Genomic DNA, 16,185 nt, shown 5'->3' with positions numbered 1-16,185 from the left:
CGCGCACGCTTAACTTCGCATATTTCCCGCAAATCCTGACATATAATTTCCTATTTGAGTTATATTCGCAATGGATGCAGGGGCAGTATAGGCCTGCCTGCCGGGATAGGACAATTATGGGGCGGAAGGTTCGGCAAAGCCGTCTTTTGCCAGAGGAGCGGTCGCCTGAATGACGGTGGCTTTGCCTGGCCCCAGCAGATAGTTGTTCGCTGCGATGCAGAGATAGGGGCGCTCGGGCAGGTTATCGGCATCGCGGCGCAGCGCGGGCCATTTGCCGGTGCAGTCCGATGTCTTGCAGCGGCAGAGCAGCAGGCCGGAGGGCGTGCCTTCCTCCGGCATCAGGCGCTCCGTGAAGGCGCGTTCCTGTTGCGTGGCGGCGGGCACGTGGGCGAAGGCGGCTTTGGGCGCGGTTAGGCGGGCGAAATTCTGCTTCGCTTCCTTTGCCGGTATCGGCCAATCATAATATGGCTCGCTCAGCCGAACGAAGGCGGCCCGATCGCGTTTTGCCAGCGCGTTGAACAGGGCGTGGGCAGTGTCTCGCATAGCGGGAAGTGCGGGCCAGTCAGTGGGCGCATCCATGATATCGCGCTGTTCCGGCGGCACTTCCGCTTCGGTCAGGCGTGCTGGCCGTGTCGGATCGATCACCCGGATATGGGACGGGCTGATATAGGTGGCTAGGGAGGTGTGGCAGTAGCCGCCTACCATGATAATCTGGTCCGGTGCGCCAGTCTGCATTTCGGCGATGGCATCATTCGCGTCCTGACAACTGCCGACACGGCCGGTCACTTCGATCATTCGCGGGCGGTTTTCAGGCAGGCGGCCTGTCTTGTTATTGGGATACAGCACGATCGACCGAAGGGCGCCCTCACCAAAAGGCGGGGTGTGTTCGGTCAGGGCCTGCCGGTCGGCATAGAGATGTCGATCGATACCCAGTCCCTGCACCCGCACGCATTGACCGGCCCAGTCGCGATAGTTGGACTGAATCGTCTCTATGTCCGTGGATTTGGCTATCGCCGGAGAGCAGCGATCCGGGGATTTGGCTGAAGCTGCGCCCGCAACGTTCAGCAGCGCGGCGGCGATCAGAAAAGCCAATCGCCGCCGCATGGCCGGGTCAGGCCGCTTCGCGTTCCCGCACCGGCAGGCCGGCGATGCGCAGGAAATTGGCCAGCATGTCATGGCCATGTTCGGTGGCGATGCTTTCCGGGTGGAACTGCACCGAATGGATCGGCAGCGTCGCGTGGCGGAAGCCCATGACCGAGCCGTCTTCGCTGGTCGCGTTGACGACCAAAGTGTCGGGGATATTTTCCACGATCAGCGAATGATAACGGGTCGCGGTGAAGGGCGAGGGCAGGCCGGTGAACAGGCCGGTGCCGTCATGGCTGACCGGAGAGGTCTTGCCATGCATCAGGCCGCCCCGCACCACCTTGCCACCGAAATGCTGGCCGATCGCCTGATGGCCAAGGCATACGCCGAGCAGCGGCGCACCCGCGTCGGCACAGGCGGCGACCAGATCCAGGCTGACGCCTGCTTCATTGGGTGTGCAGGGGCCGGGCGAGAGCAGGAAGGCCTTCGCCCCGCTGGACAGCGCCTGTCCGGCCGAAATGGCGTCGTTGCGGACGACCTCCACCTGTGCGCCAAGCTCCATCAGATAATGGACGAGGTTCCAGGTGAAGCTGTCATAATTGTCGATGACGAGGATCATGACAGAGCCTTAGCGCGACATGGGGGCGGGGGGAAGGGGCCGCGCCCTTTTGGCGTATAATGGCGAAAGGGCCAGCCCGCACATGGCGGACTGGCCCTTTTGCTTTGCGATTACGGATGGGATCAGAAAGCGACGGTCAGCGAGGCGGCGATGGTCGTGCCCAGCTTGTACTTGTTATAATAGACCTTCGTGCCGCCCTGTTCCTGGAATTCCTGATATTTGCGGCCGGTGATGTTGCGGGCTTCAAATTTCAGTTCGCTGTTGATGCCGCCGGGCAGGGTGATGCCCTGACGCGCGACGAAGTCCAGTTGCAGGCCCGGCTTTTCCTTGATGTCGGGTTGCAGGTTCGGGCCACGGCTGGTGACGCGGGGGCTGGCATAGGTGAGCAGCAGGGTCTGCTGCGACAGCTTGTCCGTATCTTCCAGGCCGAGTTGCAGGTTGACCAGATGGTCCGACTGGCCAGTGAGCGGCGCGCCATCCACGAAATAGTCCGACGCCGCCGGCAGATCGCCGGTGGTGTAGGTATAGGGGATGGTAGTGTCGCCGTCGCTGACCTTCAGCTTTGACTGGGTATAGGTGTAGTTTGCGATCAGCGCGATGCGGCGCGTCTGGAAGAAGGCTGAATCCCAATTGTCGAGCGGGATATATTTCTGCGCTTCGAACTCGGCGCCATAAAGCGTGGCTTCCGGTGCGTTGGCGAAGCTGGTCGTCACCGCATAGGTATCGCTGATCGTGGTATAGGTTTCGATCGGGTTCTTGATCTTCTTGTAGAAGGCCGAGGCCGTCAGACGCTCTTCGCGGCCCATATACCATTCGGCCCGAACGTCCGCATTCCACAGCTCGCTATCCTGAAGATAGGGGTTGCCGCGATAGAAGCGGTTGGAGTCGGTGTCGATGAAAGGCTGGGCGATCAGTTCGCGGAACTGCGGGCGAGCGAGGGTCTTGGACCCCGAAGCCCGGAATTGCAGGCCACCGCCGACATCATAGGTCAGCGTGACGGCCGGCAGCCAATAGTTATTCTTGATCTGGTTGAAGGGGGTTGCGCCGGTCGAATAGACGTCAACACCCGTCACCGACTGGCGGCCGCTTTCATAGCGGACACCGGCGTCGATGCTGAGGCCATCGAACAGTTCCGCCTTCACCTGACCATAGCCGGCATGGACGCGCATCGCGGCGTCATAGACCGGATAATTGCCCGAGAAGTCGAGCAGGGTCAGATCGTACAGCTGGATCGTCCCGTCCGACAGCAGATAGTCGGGGCGCAACTGCTGCACGGCGATCGGCAGGTTGGTGGCGTCGAAATGCAGCTCGTAGCGCGACGAGGTGCGCTTCGTGTCGGTATAGGCATAGCCGCCGGTGATCGTGAACTTGGGCGAAATCTTGTAGCTGAGGTCCGCGCCGCCCGACCACAGATCTTCGTTCAGGTCGCTGAATGTGACCGAGGCGTCGCCGCGCTGACGATTGAGCGCGTTGACGAAGCGATCGCCGACCGGATCGGTTTCCAGATCGCGGTTGGAGCGGACATAGACGAATTCCCGCTCATAGGGGGCTTCGCGCTGCGAATTGGCATAGCCGCCGCGCAGATCGAGGCTGAGTTCGTCGCTGAACTTGAATTCGCCGGTGAACTGGGTGTCGATCAACTGGCGTTCATACCAGGCGGTCTGCTGCGTCATGTAATCCGCGCCCTGGATCAGGCCGTCATTCTGGCCGACCGACAGCGCGGCGCGCTTCAGGGTGTCGCGGATATAGAGGTTGGTCCAGCGAACCTTCTGGTCGCCCCATTCCAGACCGAAGCCGAGCAGGCCGTTGACCGTCACCTGATTGTCGGTGACGACCTGATGATAGCTTTTGCCCGCGCCTTCCGACACGGTGAGCGAAGCCTGCTGGAGATTGTCGCGGGTGCGCCACTTGTTGCTGTAGCCAGCGGTGGCGATGATGCCGAGGCGCGCGTCGCCAATATCCAGCGCGGTACCGGCGTTGAGCGAGCCGGAGAAGTTGAACGGCAGGCTGTTGGTCCGTTGCAGGACCGAAGTCGCGCTGTTCAGGAACTGCATCGACATCGCCTGAAGATCGCTGCGATCCATATTGGCGAAGGGCGTGCCCGAACCAAAGGCCTGCTTCAGCAGCGGCGGTACGTCGCGCGAGCTGTCGTCAAAGCCGGTCCAGTCGGACTTGCTGCCATAATAGGTGTAGCCCATCTGGCCCGAGCTTTCGGTATTGCCGGCAACGCCGCCGCCGATTTCCAGATAGGATTCGGTCGGGATCGCCTTGGTCGTCAGGTTGATGACGCCGCCGCCGAATTCACCGGGGAAGTTGGCCGAGAAGCTCTTCTGCACCAGGGTCGATGCGATCACGCTGGTCGGGAAGATATCCAGCGGAACGACGCGCTTGAGCGGTTCCGGGCTGGGGAGGGGCGAGCCGTTCAGCAGGGCGAGCGAGTAGCGATCGCCAAGGCCGCGCACATAGACATAGCCGCCCGACACGACCGACAGGCCGGTGACGCGCTGGAGCGAGCCGGCGATGTCGCCTTCGCCTGTGCGCTTGATGTCGGCGGCGGACAGGACGTTCACCACCTGCGGCGCGGCCTGCGAGATATTGCTGGTGCGGCGACCGGTGACGATGATGTCGGAACCGGGGATCGATACGTCGACATTGCCTTCCTGCGCGGCGGCCTCATCGGCGGCGCTGGGTGTGGTCGACATGCCGGCATCACCGGCGGGTGTGGAAGCGGTGTCGGTCTGCGCCATCGCCATAGGTGCGACCAGCGCGGTGGAAATCAGGAGCAGGCGCGCCAGGCTGAGCGGCTTCGACATGCTATTAGTCCCCCTTGGGAAAAATCAGTGCAAAGAAGGCGGGGAAGCGAGTGCACGCTCCCCCGCCCCTGTTGAGGTCGTGGGTCCGATCAGGTCGTCGGGATGGCGGTGCAGTTGCCGCTGGTGCTGCCGAAGCTGGCGGTCACCGAATTGCAGGTCCAGCCGGCATACCAGGTGTCGCTGCTGTCCTTGACCGCACCGATATAGGCGGTGGTGGTGAAGGCGCTGTCGATCGTCTTGGGATCGATCGCGGTCACGGCCGTTTCGGTCGCGCCGTTGATGAACAGGCTGGTGAGCGACGGGGTGTAGGTATAGCTGCTGTTCGCGCCGGCGGTGAAGATCGACTGGACCAGAGCGGCGTCGACGCCCGTGCCGGTGCCCTTGAACGGCGTGCTGTTGCACTGCATCACGACCGACAGGTAGCGCGGCTTGCCGGCGTCCTGAAGCGTGGTGTCAGCGTCGCGGACCGCGGCAGCGCCGTTGATGCGCAGGCAGCTCTGGTTCGGGCTGACGATGATGCCGTTGACCAGCGCCAGGTCGGCGCCGCCGCGCAGCAGCATCGACGCGCCGTCGTCGCCGGTGTTCGAACGCTGGATGTGGGTGAAGTTGGCAACCTTCAGATACTGGCGCGGCAGGGCGTCTTCGCTGGCGTTGCTGTTGGTGGCCGAACCGTTCGAGTCGGTTTCAAGGAAGGTGTCGCCGATATTGTTACCTTCGCGCTGGGCGGAGATGACGAACTGGGCGGTGCCACGGAAGCCGACGTCGGTGTCGAGATTATCGTCTTCGTTGCCGGTCAGGACCAGATACTTCATGTTCGCGCTGCCGCCGAAGGCTTCGATGCCGTCGTCCGAGCTGTTGTGAACCTGGATGTGGTCGATGACGGTGCCGGTGCCGACGCCCGAGGGGGTCAGGCCCTGCAATTCCTTGCCGTCGGCCAGGACGAAGCCGGAATAGCGGATCTGGACATAGCTGAGGCGACCCGAGCTGTCGGTGTCGGTCGCGCCGCCATACAGGGCGTTGCTGGTACCTTCGGTGTCGCGTTCGCAAGCCGTAGTGCCGGCGGCGGCGGCAGGCGCCTGACAGTCGGTGATCTTCGCACGGCCGAGCAGCACGATGCCGCCCCACTGGCCCGACGACTGGTCGGTCGCGGCGCCGGTGACGTTTTCACGGCTGGTGAAGATGATCGGCGCGCTGGCGCTGCCGACGGCGTTGATCTTGTTACCGCGGTTGACGGCCAGATAGGCGTTGCCGGTGCTGGCGAAGACGACCACGCCCGGATCGACATTGAGCGTGACCGTGTTGGTGCTGGCAGCGCCCTGATCGGTGCCGACATCGACGCGGCCGGGCAGCGAGTAGATCACGCCGGTCGTCTTGGCGATCGCCGTCGTGCTGTTGAAGCGCGAGGGGAAGCCGCAGTTGCGCCAGGTGTTGGTGCCGTCCGTGATGGTGCCCAGATCGCTGAACTGGTCCGAACCGGCGATGGTCGGGCAGCTCGCGGCCGGCGTCACCGCAGTCGGGGTCGGCGTGGGGGTCGGCGTCGGCGTGGGGGTCGGCGTGGGCGTCGGGGTCGGGATGACGATCGTGCCTTCACCGGGCGAGGCGATGTCGTCGGCACCGCAGGCGCTCAGGCCCAGGCAGGCGCAGCTCGCCATCAGGATCGTGTGGATACGGTTAATCTTGGCCATGTCGTCTCCGCTCCGGCTGGGCCGGGATTGTTGGAATGCGGAGCGCAGGGGAATTTCGAATCGGACAACGCCCCCTGTCGCCCTCGGTAGCGGCAGTTAGGCGCATCAAATGACGTGCTTGTTTTGGTTCTGTGACGAAATGGCGTCGTCAAAATGACAGATTGAAGACTTTAGTTTCAATCTGATGACATGGTAAAGGGTGCAGGGAGCAGGGCGCCGTCCTTATCGGACGACGCCCTGCTCCCTGCACCTATGCTGTTGCGATATCAGCGCATTGCGTAGCTCGGATTGAGGCGGTTCAGGGCGCGTTGAGCAATAGCGCGCGAGGATTCCTCGCTGCCGTCGGCGAGCGCCAATGTGGTTTCGGGGGCGAAGCGCGCGGAGCGATAGGCTTCACGGGCGGCGGTCATGCGGCCCATGCCGGCATAGGCATTGCCCAGATTGATCAGGCGGGCGGCGTCATTGGCGCCATCGGGCCACATTGCCTGCAACTTGCGCGCGGCGGCGTCATAATCGCGGGCGACCAGCGCCTTGGCGGCCAGATTGCCGTCCGGTACGCCAAGGACGACGACGTCCTCCGCTGCGGCCTGGGCGATTCCCGGCGTCATCGCGGCCAGAGCGAGACCCAGCATCATCGCGACTTTCTTCATCGACAATCTCCCGAAAAAAACTTCCTACTTTAGCCGGAAGTATTTCATCTTGATGACAATCGGGCAAGGGCGATCGAGTGCGCAGAAAACGATTTTCTAACGTGTAAAATCATACACTTATAATTTTTTCATGAGAATGTCATAAAAGAGTAATCGAATGAATTGTGATTTCACGTCGCGATTCGAATCGGGATGCGCATCCATTGCGCCCGTGGGTTCGCGAGCCGCGGAAATGGGTACGTCTTCTCACTCCGCTGGCGGGGCGAGGAAGGTCGATAGCTATTTCAGGTAGGTCCAGAGGCTTCTGTTGCCCGGCGCCCCTGGAAGCCGCTGAATTCCCTTCTGTTGCCCGGTGGGTTCAACCGCGCTATTTTAGTATAATGTCAGGCCGTGAGGCCCTCAATTACGCTGCAATGGCGAGTGCTTCGTTATCGTTGGCACTTGTGAGTTTTGCACAGTTTAACGGCTTACACGGGCCGGGTAAAAACATCGCCTTTGAACACACGTCGATCCTAGTTCGGCCCCATCAGAGGCCCCGCCATCCGCCCGAAGGGCGTGAAACGGGGTATGTGGTGGAACCGCCGGGTACTGCCCCCGGGTCCGCTGCGTCTATTACACGACATAATTTATCACCATAGCCGGGCGAACCCGGCACGCCCTATATGGAGCGGCGCGGGTCTTTTATCAAGTCGTTGCTGGCGGGAACGGAGAACAGAATGTGCATCATGGCGATGGCATGGGATACGCATCCACGCTGGCGGCTGATCCTGATCGGTAATCGTGATGAATATCATGCCCGGCCGGCCGCGCCGCTGGCGCGCTGGGAGGATCGGAACGGCGTGATCGCCGGGCGCGATTTGCAGTCGGGTGGGACATGGCTGGGCGTGTCGATGAAGGGGCGCGCGGCGATCGTCACCAATTTACGGGGTTATGGCGGCCCCGATTCCGATCGGGCGTCGCGCGGGGCGCTGGTGGCGGATTTGCTGGCAGGGAATGGCCTTTATGCCGATCCGGCGCAGGCGGCGATCGGCGATTTCAATCCATTCAACCTGATCCTGATCAATGCGACGGGCGCGCATTTCCTGACCAACCGGCCAACGCCGGTCCGCACGATGCTCGCACCGGGCCTCTATGGCTTGTCCAATGGTGCTTTGGATGCACCTTGGTCCAAGACGCTGGCGCTCAAGGCGGCGTTACTGGGCTGGATGGTGGCGGGAGCAAAGCGCCCCGAAATGCTGTTCGATGCCTTGCGGCAGGAAGTCCTTCCGGATGAGGGGATTGTGCCGGATGCACCATCCGATGCACCGGACGAAGCGGCGTCGTCGCCGATCTTCATTCGCCATCCACTTTATGGCACGCGGTGCAGCAGTATCGTGGCGATCGACCGTGACGGGCGTGGCGAGATGTTCGAACAGCGCTTCGATGCGAGTGGCGCGCAGGCGGGCGAAACCATTATCGCCTTCGATTGGCCGAATGGGCGTTAGAGCGGCATGACTTTATTCTGACCCACGCCGTCATTGCGAGCGCAGCGAAGCGATCCGATGTCGTACTGGTGGATTGCTTCGCTGCGCTCGCAATGACGATTCAGGATGTTTTTATCGCGGCTCAGCCCCAGGGGCGTTCGCGATACCATTTGGTGATGACGTGCTTGACGCCGCTGCGCACCTTCATGCCGTGGTGGAGGCTGGCCGGGTTGGGCTGGCCATCGGGCAGGCGATTATTCCAGGCGAGCAGCTTGCCGGTTTCGGGCTGCACCATCTTGCCGATCTTCGTGAAGCGGGTTGCGCCGCCCGCCGCCGGTTCGTCCAGATAGATCATCAGCGTCCAGGTGCGGTTGCCCGCGACGCCGCAATATTTGGGATAGTCCGCGCCCTTGGGATCGAAATAGTCGGTGTGCGCCTTGAATTCCTGCCCCACGGCATAGCGCTGGCCCTGAATAGGTTCGCCATGCGCGGTGGCGATGCCGGCGAAGGCGTCCAGTCGCGCATTGATCGCGGCGACGAAGGGGTCGCTATGATCGAGGTCGCAGGTTTCGCTGGTGCGGAAATAAGTGTCGCCATTGGCGTCGGCGATCGTGGAGGGGCGCCGCTGCGTATCGATTCGATCGACCAGCGCGGCGCATTCCTCCGCCGTGAGGAAGTTGCGCTGGATGAAGAGCGTCAAATCCCTGTTCGGCACGCGCTGGATGCGCGGATGGGCGCCGATCAAAAGCGGATCGCCATCGATGGCGACGGGAGCGGTGATGGCGGTGGTTGCGGTCATGACGGGCCCTGCCGGGATATGGTGCAGCTAAGACGTCGCCACAGCTATCGTTCAGCCTTGCAAATGCAAGGGGTGCGATGCATGTCATATTACCGTCACACAACTGTCATTCGCCAGTAAGATCACCTGCCTAGCAGGCTCTCAACTTGACGGGGGCTTGGGTCAAAATCATGCGGGTGCCGTTTGGCGACAAGATAAGCGGCCTGGGGCGTGGAAGGGGGCAGTCCTTTCCGGCGTTCGACTGGCTGGCGTGGATCGAGCGGGGGCTGCTTGTCCTGCTGGCGCTGTTGATGGTGCGGCTGATCTGGGTGATCGTCACGCCAGTCGGCAGTTTCGGGCCATGGGAAGGGCGGCAGGCGCAATTGCTGTCGCCGAGTGCGCGGCAGGCGCTGTTCGCCAGCTTCGATCCCTTCTTCCGCAGCGATGCGCCGCAGCCGGGCGGCGGGGTCGTTACCTCGCTGGCGCTGACCGTCTATGGCATTCGCCTGAATGAAGGTTCGGGGCTGGGCTCTGCGATCATCGCCGGGCCGGATGGCGTGCAGAACAGCTTTGCCGTGGGCGACGAAATCCTGCCGGGCGTGGTGTTGAAATCGGTGGCGTTCGATCATGTGACGATCGATCGCGGCGGGGCGGAGGAACAGGTGTTTCTGGACCAGTCCACGCCTGCACCCGAAGCCGCGCCGCAAGCGCCCGACAGTGGGCGAGGGTGGCAAAGTGCCGCGCCGCCACCGCAGACACTGCCCGCGGCCTCCGCAGGGCCGACCGTCGACAGCCTGAAGCGGGATATCGGCTTCGCCCCGCGCATGCAGAATGGGCGCGTCACCGGCCTGGCCGTGATGGCCAAGGGGCCGGCCTTTGCTGGCGCAGGCTTCCACCCCGGCGATATCGTCAGCAAGGTCAACGGCCAGCCGGTCGGCGACCTGCAATCGCTCCAGAACCAGATCGCGCCCGGTGCGCGCCTTTCCCTGACCGTAGAGCGCGGCGCCGCCGTCGCGACCGTCAACCTGATAGTGCAAGGCCAATGACCCGCAAATTCCTTCTTTCCGCTGCCATGGCCCTTGCTCTGGCGACGCCGATCGTTGCCTCCGCGCAGCAGACTTTGAACGTCCGTGACGCCGATATTCGCGCCTTCATTCAGGATGCGGCGCGGGTGACGGGACGCACCTTCATCATCGACAACAAGGTGCAGGGGAAAGTGTCGGTCGTGACCGACAGGCCGCTCAGCCGATCGGAATATTTCGAGATTTTCCTGTCGACCCTGCGCGCCAACGGGCTGGTGGCGGTGCCGGCCCCCGGCGGCGCCTATCGCATTCAGCCGGTGGACGGCGCGGCGGGGCAGCCGAGCGGCGTGGGCAGCGCGGCCAATCGCAACAGCTTCGTCACCGAAGTCTTCCGCCTGCGATCGATCGATGCGGCGAGCGCGCTGGAAACGCTGCGCCCGCTGGTGAGCAAGGAAGGCTCCGTTACGGCCAACCGGGCAGGCAACAGCGTGGTGGTGGCGGACTATGCGGATAATGTCGCGCGCATCCGGCAAGTGATCGCACGGGTCGATCGCGACACGGCGGCGACGCAGATGGTGATGCTGAAAAATGCCGGCGCGCGCGAGATCGCGACCTCGCTTCAGGCGCTGGTTGCGAGCGGCGGCGGCGAGAATGCCGCGCCGTCGGCCGCGACGGTGGTGCCGATCGACAGCAGCAATGCGGTGGCGATCCGGGGCGATGCCAATACCGTCGCGCGGCTGGCTGCGATGGCAAGGCAACTCGATCAGCAGGCGGCGAGCGGCACGGAAATCCGCGTCTATTGGCTGGAACATGCCGATGCCGAAAAGCTGCTCCCTGTATTGCAGCAACTGGTGGGGCAGTCGACCAGCCAGCCGGTGAGTTCCGATACGCCAGCGAGCAGCAAGGGCAGCGCTGCCCCGGCTTCGCAGGCGGCGGCGCCTGTGGCTGCCTCCTCCGGCTCCTCCTCGTCGGGCGGAGGCATCAACACGCGCGGCCCAGCGATCGTCACCCGCTATGAAGGCGCCAACGCCATCATCGTGGCGGCGAACAGCGACGTGCAGCGGATGCTGGGCGAAACCATCCGCCAGATCGACACCCGGCGCGAACAGGTGCTGGTGGAGGCGATCATTGTCGAAATCAGCGATGCCGCCGCCAAGAAATTGGGCGTGCAGTTCCTGTTGGGCAGCACATCGACCGGATTTGCGGCAACCAACTACAGTAACGCATCGCCCAATCTGCTGACACTGGCAGGGGCGTATGGTGCGGACAAGCTGGGCACCACCAAGACGACGGTGGTCGCCGCTGACGGCACCACGACGACGACCGAGACGCAGACCAACAGCGATCTGGCCAGCACGCTCCAGTCGGCGGCGCTGACCAGCCTGCAAAGCGCCACCGGCGCGATCGGCGCGTTGGGCGGCAGCATTGGCAAGAACGGCATTTTCGGCGCGATCATCAATGCGGTGAAATCCGACACGAAAAGCAACCTTCTGTCCACGCCGTCGATCATGACGCTGGACAATCAGAAGGCGTCGATCCTGGTCGGGCAGCAGGTGCCGGTGACGACAGGGGAGGCGCTGAGCCAGAATTTCGACAATCAGTTCCGCACGGTGCAGCGGCAGGATGTCGGCATCAAGCTGGAGGTGAAGCCCCAGATCAACACCGGCGGCGCGATCAAGCTGTTTCTGAAGCAGGAAGTGTCCAGCGTGGCCGGGCCGGTCAGCAACAGCAACAGCGACCTGATCATCAATAAGCGCGAGATCGAAACGACCGTCACCGTAGATGATGGCGAGATATTGGCGCTGGGCGGCCTGCTGGACGACAATGAGCGGCGCACGATCGAGCGCATCCCGCTGCTGTCGGACATTCCCGGCATCGGCGAATTGTTCAAGTCGCGCAGCAACAGCCGGTCGAAGACGAACCTGATGGTCTTCATCCGGCCGACCATATTGCGGTCGAAGGAAGATGCGCAGAAGCTGACGCAGCAGCGCTATGGCTATGTCCGCGGCATGCAGTTGCAGCGCGATCCGCAGTCCGAACCGACGATCGACGAACTGGTGCGCGACTATATGGGCGCGACGCCGCCGATCGCTGCGCCGCAGCCGGGCGATGCGGTGGTGCAGCCGGCGGCGGCCGATCCGCAAGTCATCGAACCTACGGTCCGCCAGTCGAGCGGTGTGGTTCGCCCGGTCGAAATTCCCGCAAGCGGAGAACAGAAATGACCGATCCGAAACAGGGGGAGGCTGTTTCATCGAACCATATTTCCCGGCCAATCGACATTCCCTATGGCTTCGCGCGCAAGCATGGCGTGGTGCTGCTGCCGCCTGAAGGCGAGCGGCTGACCATCGCGGTGCGTGAGGGCAGCGATCCGCGCGTGCTGCTGGAAGTGCGGCGGCATCTGGCGCGCAGCTTCGACGTGCGGTTCGTGGAACCGGCGCAGTTCGACCGGCACCTGTCCGATCATTATGCGATGGATGGCAGCGCGGCGGCGATGGCGGGATCGCTGGAGGTCGGCGCCGATGAGCTGGATATTCTCGCCGCTGACATTCCGACCGCAGACGACCTGCTCGACAGCGCGGACGATGCGCCGGCGATCCGCCTGATCAACGGCATCATTGCCGAGGCGGCGCGGCAGGGCGTGTCGGATATCCATATCGAACCCTATGAAACCGGGCTGATCGTGCGGATGCGCATCGACGGCGTGCTGCGCGAGACGCTGCGCATGCCGCCCCATGTCGCGCCGGTGGTGGTGAGCCGCATCAAGGTGATGGCGCGGCTCGACATTGCGGAGCGGCGCGTGCCGCAGGACGGGCGCATAGGCCTGACATTGGGCGGCAAGCTGCTCGACGTGCGTGTTTCGACCCTGCCGAGCCGGGCGGGCGAGCGGGTGGTGCTGCGTATTCTCGACAAGGAAAATGCCGGGATCACGCTCGACCTGCTGGGCATGACCGGCGCGCCGGACCGGATTTTCCGCGAAGGGTTGAGCGAGCCTAACGGCATCATCCTGGTCACCGGGCCTACCGGTTCGGGCAAGACGACGACGCTTTATGCCGGTTTGCGGACGCTGAACGATGGCAGCCGTAATATCCTCACCGTTGAAGATCCGGTCGAATATGCGATCGAGGGTGTGGGCCAGACGCAGGTCAATGCCAAGGTCGGGCTGACCTTTGCGGCGGGGCTGCGTGCGATCCTGCGGCAGGACCCTGACGTGGTGATGGTCGGCGAAATCCGCGATCGCGAGACGGCAGAGATTGCGGTGCAGGCATCGCTGACGGGGCATCTGGTGCTGTCGACCGTGCACACCAATGATGCGGTGGGCGCGATCACCCGGATGCGCGACATGCGGGTCGAGCCGTTCCTGCTGGCCTCCACGCTGCGCGCGGTGATTGCGCAGCGACTGGTACGGCGGCTATGCCAGCATTGTCGCGAGCCGGTGCAGGCGGACAAGTCGGCCAGCGCGCTGCTGGGCTTTGATCCGGGCACGATCATCTACAAGGCGAAGGGCTGCGAAGAATGCAATGGCACCGGCTATAAGGGTCGGATCGGCGTGTTCGAGGCGATCCGCGTGGACGACACAATCCGCCGCCTGATCAATGATGGTGGCGATGAATCGCTGATCGCGCGCCATGCTTTCCTGAACGCTCCCAATCTGGGATCGGCCGCGCGGGCGCTGGTGCGCGACGGCCAGACCACGGCGGAAGAGGCGATCCGCGTGTCGCGGCGCGATGCGGTCGAGGCGGAAACCATCGCCGATGGCTGATTTCGACTATGTGGCGATCGACCCGGCGGGCAAGGAACGCGGCGGGAAGCTCAAGGCCGACACGATCGAGGATGCGCGGGCGAAGCTGGACGCGCGCAAGCTGTTCGTCGTGCGGCTGGAACCGGGCGCGGTGGAGGCGGCGCGCAAGCGGGCGGGCCTGTCGCTGCGCGCGCCGCGATTGTCTTCAAAGGAACTGACGCTGTTCACCCGCCAGCTTTCCACGCTGATCCAGGTCAGCCCGCTGGAGGAATCGCTGCGCACCATCGGCAAGCAAAGCGAGCAGGATCATGTCCGCGCGATCGTGGGCAAGGTGCATGGCGGTGTGCTGGAAGGGCGGCGGCTGGCCGATGCGCTGGGCGCGGAGCCGAAAAGCTTCCCGCCGCTCTATCGCGCGATGATTTCCGCCGGTGAAAGTTCGGGTAGCCTGCCCACGATCATGGAGCGTCTGTCCGACCTGATGGAGCGGCAGGCGGTGATGCGATCTAAGGTGCTGACCGCGATTGCCTATCCCAGCGTGCTGGCGACTTTTGCCGTGTTCGTGGTTGCGGCGCTGATGATCTTCGTCGTGCCCAAGGTGGTGGAGCAGTTCGATACGGTGGGGCAGGAATTGCCCTTCCTGACGCGGATGGTGATGGCGATTTCCGCCTTTCTTGCCGGTTACTGGTGGTTGCTGCTGATCCTAATGGCGCTGGCGGGTTTAGGCTTCTGGCGAGCGATGAAGGTCGATGCCTTCCGCTATCGGTTTGACGCGATGCTGCTGGGCCTGCCGGTGCTGGGCAAGCTTATCCGCGATCTGCATGCGGCGCGGATGGCGCGTACCTTGTCCACCATGATCGCGAGCCGGTTGCCGTTGATGGAAGGCCTGTCGCTGACCGCCAACACCGTTCATAATCGCGTATTGCGCAAGGCGTCCGACCAGATTGTCGAGGCGATCCGGGGTGGTGGCAGCCTGTCCGCCGCGCTGCGCCGGGCGGGCGTGTTTCCGCCATTGCTGGTCTATCTGGCGGCGAGCGGGGAAAGTGCCGGGCGGCTCGATACCATGCTGGAGCGGGCCGCCGATTATCTGGAGCGCGAGTTTGACAGCTTCACCTCCGCCGCGCTGGCGATGCTGGAGCCGGTCATCATCATACTGATGGGCGGCATCGTCGCCGTCATCATCCTGTCCATCCTGCTGCCGATCTTGCAGCTGCAAAGCCTCACCGGGGCTTGAAGGAGTGCATATGAAGAATCTTTTCGTTCACCGCTGTTCAGTGCAGAGCTCCTGCGGAAGCAGGAGCCCAGAGTCTGGGGCGCAGCATCAAGAATCCTGGGCTCCTGTTTTCACAGGAGCACGTTCAGATGCTGATGTTAGACGTTCTGCCGAAAATGGTTTCACGCTGGTCGAACTGATGGTCGTGATCGTGATCATCGGCCTGCTGGCGACGATCGTGGCGATCAACGTCATTCCCGCGACCGACACCGCCCGGATCGAGAAGGCGAAGGCCGATATTTCCACGATCGAACAGGCGCTGGAGCAATATCGGCTCGATAACCTGACCTATCCGGCCGGGTCGGACGGGTTGCAGGCGCTGCTCAATCCGCCCGCGTCGCTGGCGCAGCCGCAGCGCTATCGCCGGGGCGGCTATATCAAGAAGCTGCCGCAGGACCCGTGGGGCCGCGCCTATGTCTACACCGTGCCGGGGCGCAAGGGCGCGTTCGACATCAGCTCGCTGGGCGCCGATGGCCAGCCGGGTGGCGAGAATGAGAATGCGGACATTTATTCCAGCGAAATGTGAGTGCTCCGGCGCAAGCCGGAGCCCAGGGCCGCACGCACAGCGTTCGGAACCCTGTGTTCCTGTCTTCGCAGGAGCACGGCATCCTGTGGGGCAGGGCGGATTTACCCTCCTTGAGCTGATGGTCGTGCTGACGATCATCGGCTTCATTTCGGCTGCCGTCGTTCTGGCCATCCCCGATCCACGTGGTCGGGTGGTGGAGGATGCCGATCGCTTTGCCGCGCGCGTGGCCGCCGCGCGCGACGAAGCGGTCGTCACCGCACGGCCGATGGGCCTGTGGGTGTCGGCTTCGGGCTATGGTTTCCAGCGTCGCGAGGGCGAGCAATGGGCGCCGATCGAGGACAAGCCCTTCGTTACCGCCAACTGGAAGAATGGCACCCGCGCGCTGGTGGGCAAGGATGGCCGCCAGCAGATCGCCTTTGACGGCACTGGCTTGCCGACCGATCCGCTGACCGTGACCCTGGCGCGCGAAGGCGAGCGGGTGTCCGTGACCGTCGACATGGCGGGGAAGGTCATGGTCGGTGGGTAAGGTCATGTTCC

General features: G+C 63.4%; 13 protein-coding genes and 1 other RNA gene. 7 read left to right on the top strand and 7 right to left on the bottom strand.

Going from position 1 to position 16,185, the window contains the following annotated elements; all coding sequences use genetic code 11:
• Positions 1-114: 114 nt before the first annotated feature.
• From BMY84_RS17610 to ssrA, 6 genes are all read right to left on the bottom strand, one after another.
• Entirely contained in the window at positions 115-1,092 is a 978-nt protein-coding gene (locus BMY84_RS17610) for a hypothetical protein (RefSeq protein WP_143075061.1), read from the bottom strand.
• A 19-nt stretch (positions 1,093-1,111) separates the two neighbouring features.
• Positions 1,112-1,702: an anthranilate synthase component II gene (locus BMY84_RS17605; RefSeq protein ID WP_093085104.1), complete on the bottom strand. Its 591-nt coding sequence runs from the start codon at positions 1,700-1,702 to the stop codon at positions 1,112-1,114.
• 122 nt (positions 1,703-1,824) lie between these two features.
• On the bottom strand, positions 1,825-4,515 hold the full coding sequence (locus BMY84_RS17600) for a TonB-dependent receptor domain-containing protein (protein ID WP_093085102.1): 2,691 nt from the start codon (positions 4,513-4,515) through the stop codon (positions 1,825-1,827).
• An 89-nt stretch (positions 4,516-4,604) separates the two neighbouring features.
• Positions 4,605-6,200 (bottom strand): hypothetical protein, encoded by a 1,596-nt coding sequence (locus tag BMY84_RS17595; protein ID WP_093085101.1) that lies wholly within the window; start codon positions 6,198-6,200, stop codon positions 4,605-4,607.
• Positions 6,201-6,466: 266 nt separating this feature from the next.
• Positions 6,467-6,850 carry a hypothetical protein gene (locus tag BMY84_RS17590; RefSeq protein WP_093085099.1) on the bottom strand — a complete coding sequence of 128 codons (384 nt, stop codon included), beginning with the start codon at positions 6,848-6,850 and terminating at the stop codon, positions 6,467-6,469.
• Between the two features lie 331 nt (positions 6,851-7,181).
• Positions 7,182-7,542: a transfer-messenger RNA gene (gene ssrA / locus BMY84_RS17585) on the bottom strand.
• Between the two features lie 24 nt (positions 7,543-7,566).
• Here ssrA and BMY84_RS17580 point away from each other — a divergent pair.
• A complete protein-coding gene (locus tag BMY84_RS17580) occupies positions 7,567-8,334 on the top strand; it encodes an NRDE family protein (protein ID WP_093085098.1) in 768 nt (255 codons plus the stop codon).
• Positions 8,335-8,455: 121 nt separating this feature from the next.
• Here BMY84_RS17580 and BMY84_RS17575 read toward each other — a convergent pair whose 3' ends face one another.
• Positions 8,456-9,112, bottom strand: coding sequence for a prolyl hydroxylase family protein (locus tag BMY84_RS17575; protein WP_093085096.1), 657 nt, complete (start codon positions 9,110-9,112; stop codon positions 8,456-8,458).
• A 170-nt stretch (positions 9,113-9,282) separates the two neighbouring features.
• Here BMY84_RS17575 and BMY84_RS17570 point away from each other — a divergent pair, with 170 nt between their 5' ends.
• The 6 genes from BMY84_RS17570 to BMY84_RS17545 all read left to right on the top strand — a co-directional run bounded on the left by BMY84_RS17570 (position 9,283) and on the right by BMY84_RS17545 (position 16,174).
• A complete protein-coding gene (locus BMY84_RS17570; protein ID WP_093085095.1) occupies positions 9,283-10,137 on the top strand; it encodes a type II secretion system protein N in 855 nt (284 codons plus the stop codon).
• Positions 10,134-12,335, top strand: a complete 2,202-nt coding sequence (gene gspD, locus BMY84_RS17565) for a type II secretion system secretin GspD (protein ID WP_093085093.1) — start codon at positions 10,134-10,136, stop codon at positions 12,333-12,335. The genes BMY84_RS17570 and gspD overlap by 4 nt, the downstream gene beginning before the upstream one ends.
• The gene (gene gspE, locus BMY84_RS17560) at positions 12,332-13,873 is read left to right on the top strand and encodes a type II secretion system ATPase GspE (protein ID WP_093085092.1); all 1,542 of its coding nucleotides are present in this window, start codon (positions 12,332-12,334) and stop codon (positions 13,871-13,873) included. Before gspD ends, gspE begins: the two co-directional genes overlap by 4 nt.
• Positions 13,866-15,083 (top strand): type II secretion system inner membrane protein GspF, encoded by a 1,218-nt coding sequence (gene gspF, locus BMY84_RS17555; RefSeq protein ID WP_093085090.1) that lies wholly within the window; start codon positions 13,866-13,868, stop codon positions 15,081-15,083. Before gspE ends, gspF begins: the two co-directional genes overlap by 8 nt.
• A gap of 10 nt (positions 15,084-15,093) precedes the next feature.
• Complete coding sequence (gene gspG / locus BMY84_RS17550) at positions 15,094-15,648, top strand: type II secretion system major pseudopilin GspG (protein WP_093085089.1); 555 nt, start codon at positions 15,094-15,096, stop codon at positions 15,646-15,648.
• An 85-nt stretch (positions 15,649-15,733) separates the two neighbouring features.
• Complete coding sequence (locus tag BMY84_RS17545; protein WP_093085087.1) at positions 15,734-16,174, top strand: GspH/FimT family pseudopilin; 441 nt, start codon at positions 15,734-15,736, stop codon at positions 16,172-16,174.
• Positions 16,175-16,185: the final 11 nt, after the last annotated feature.

It is taken from the genome of Sphingobium sp. AP50, from assembly GCF_900109095.1.
GTDB lineage: Bacteria > Pseudomonadota > Alphaproteobacteria > Sphingomonadales > Sphingomonadaceae > Sphingobium.
Note: the sequence above shows the minus strand (reverse complement) of the source record. Positions and strands in the feature narration are given on the sequence as shown.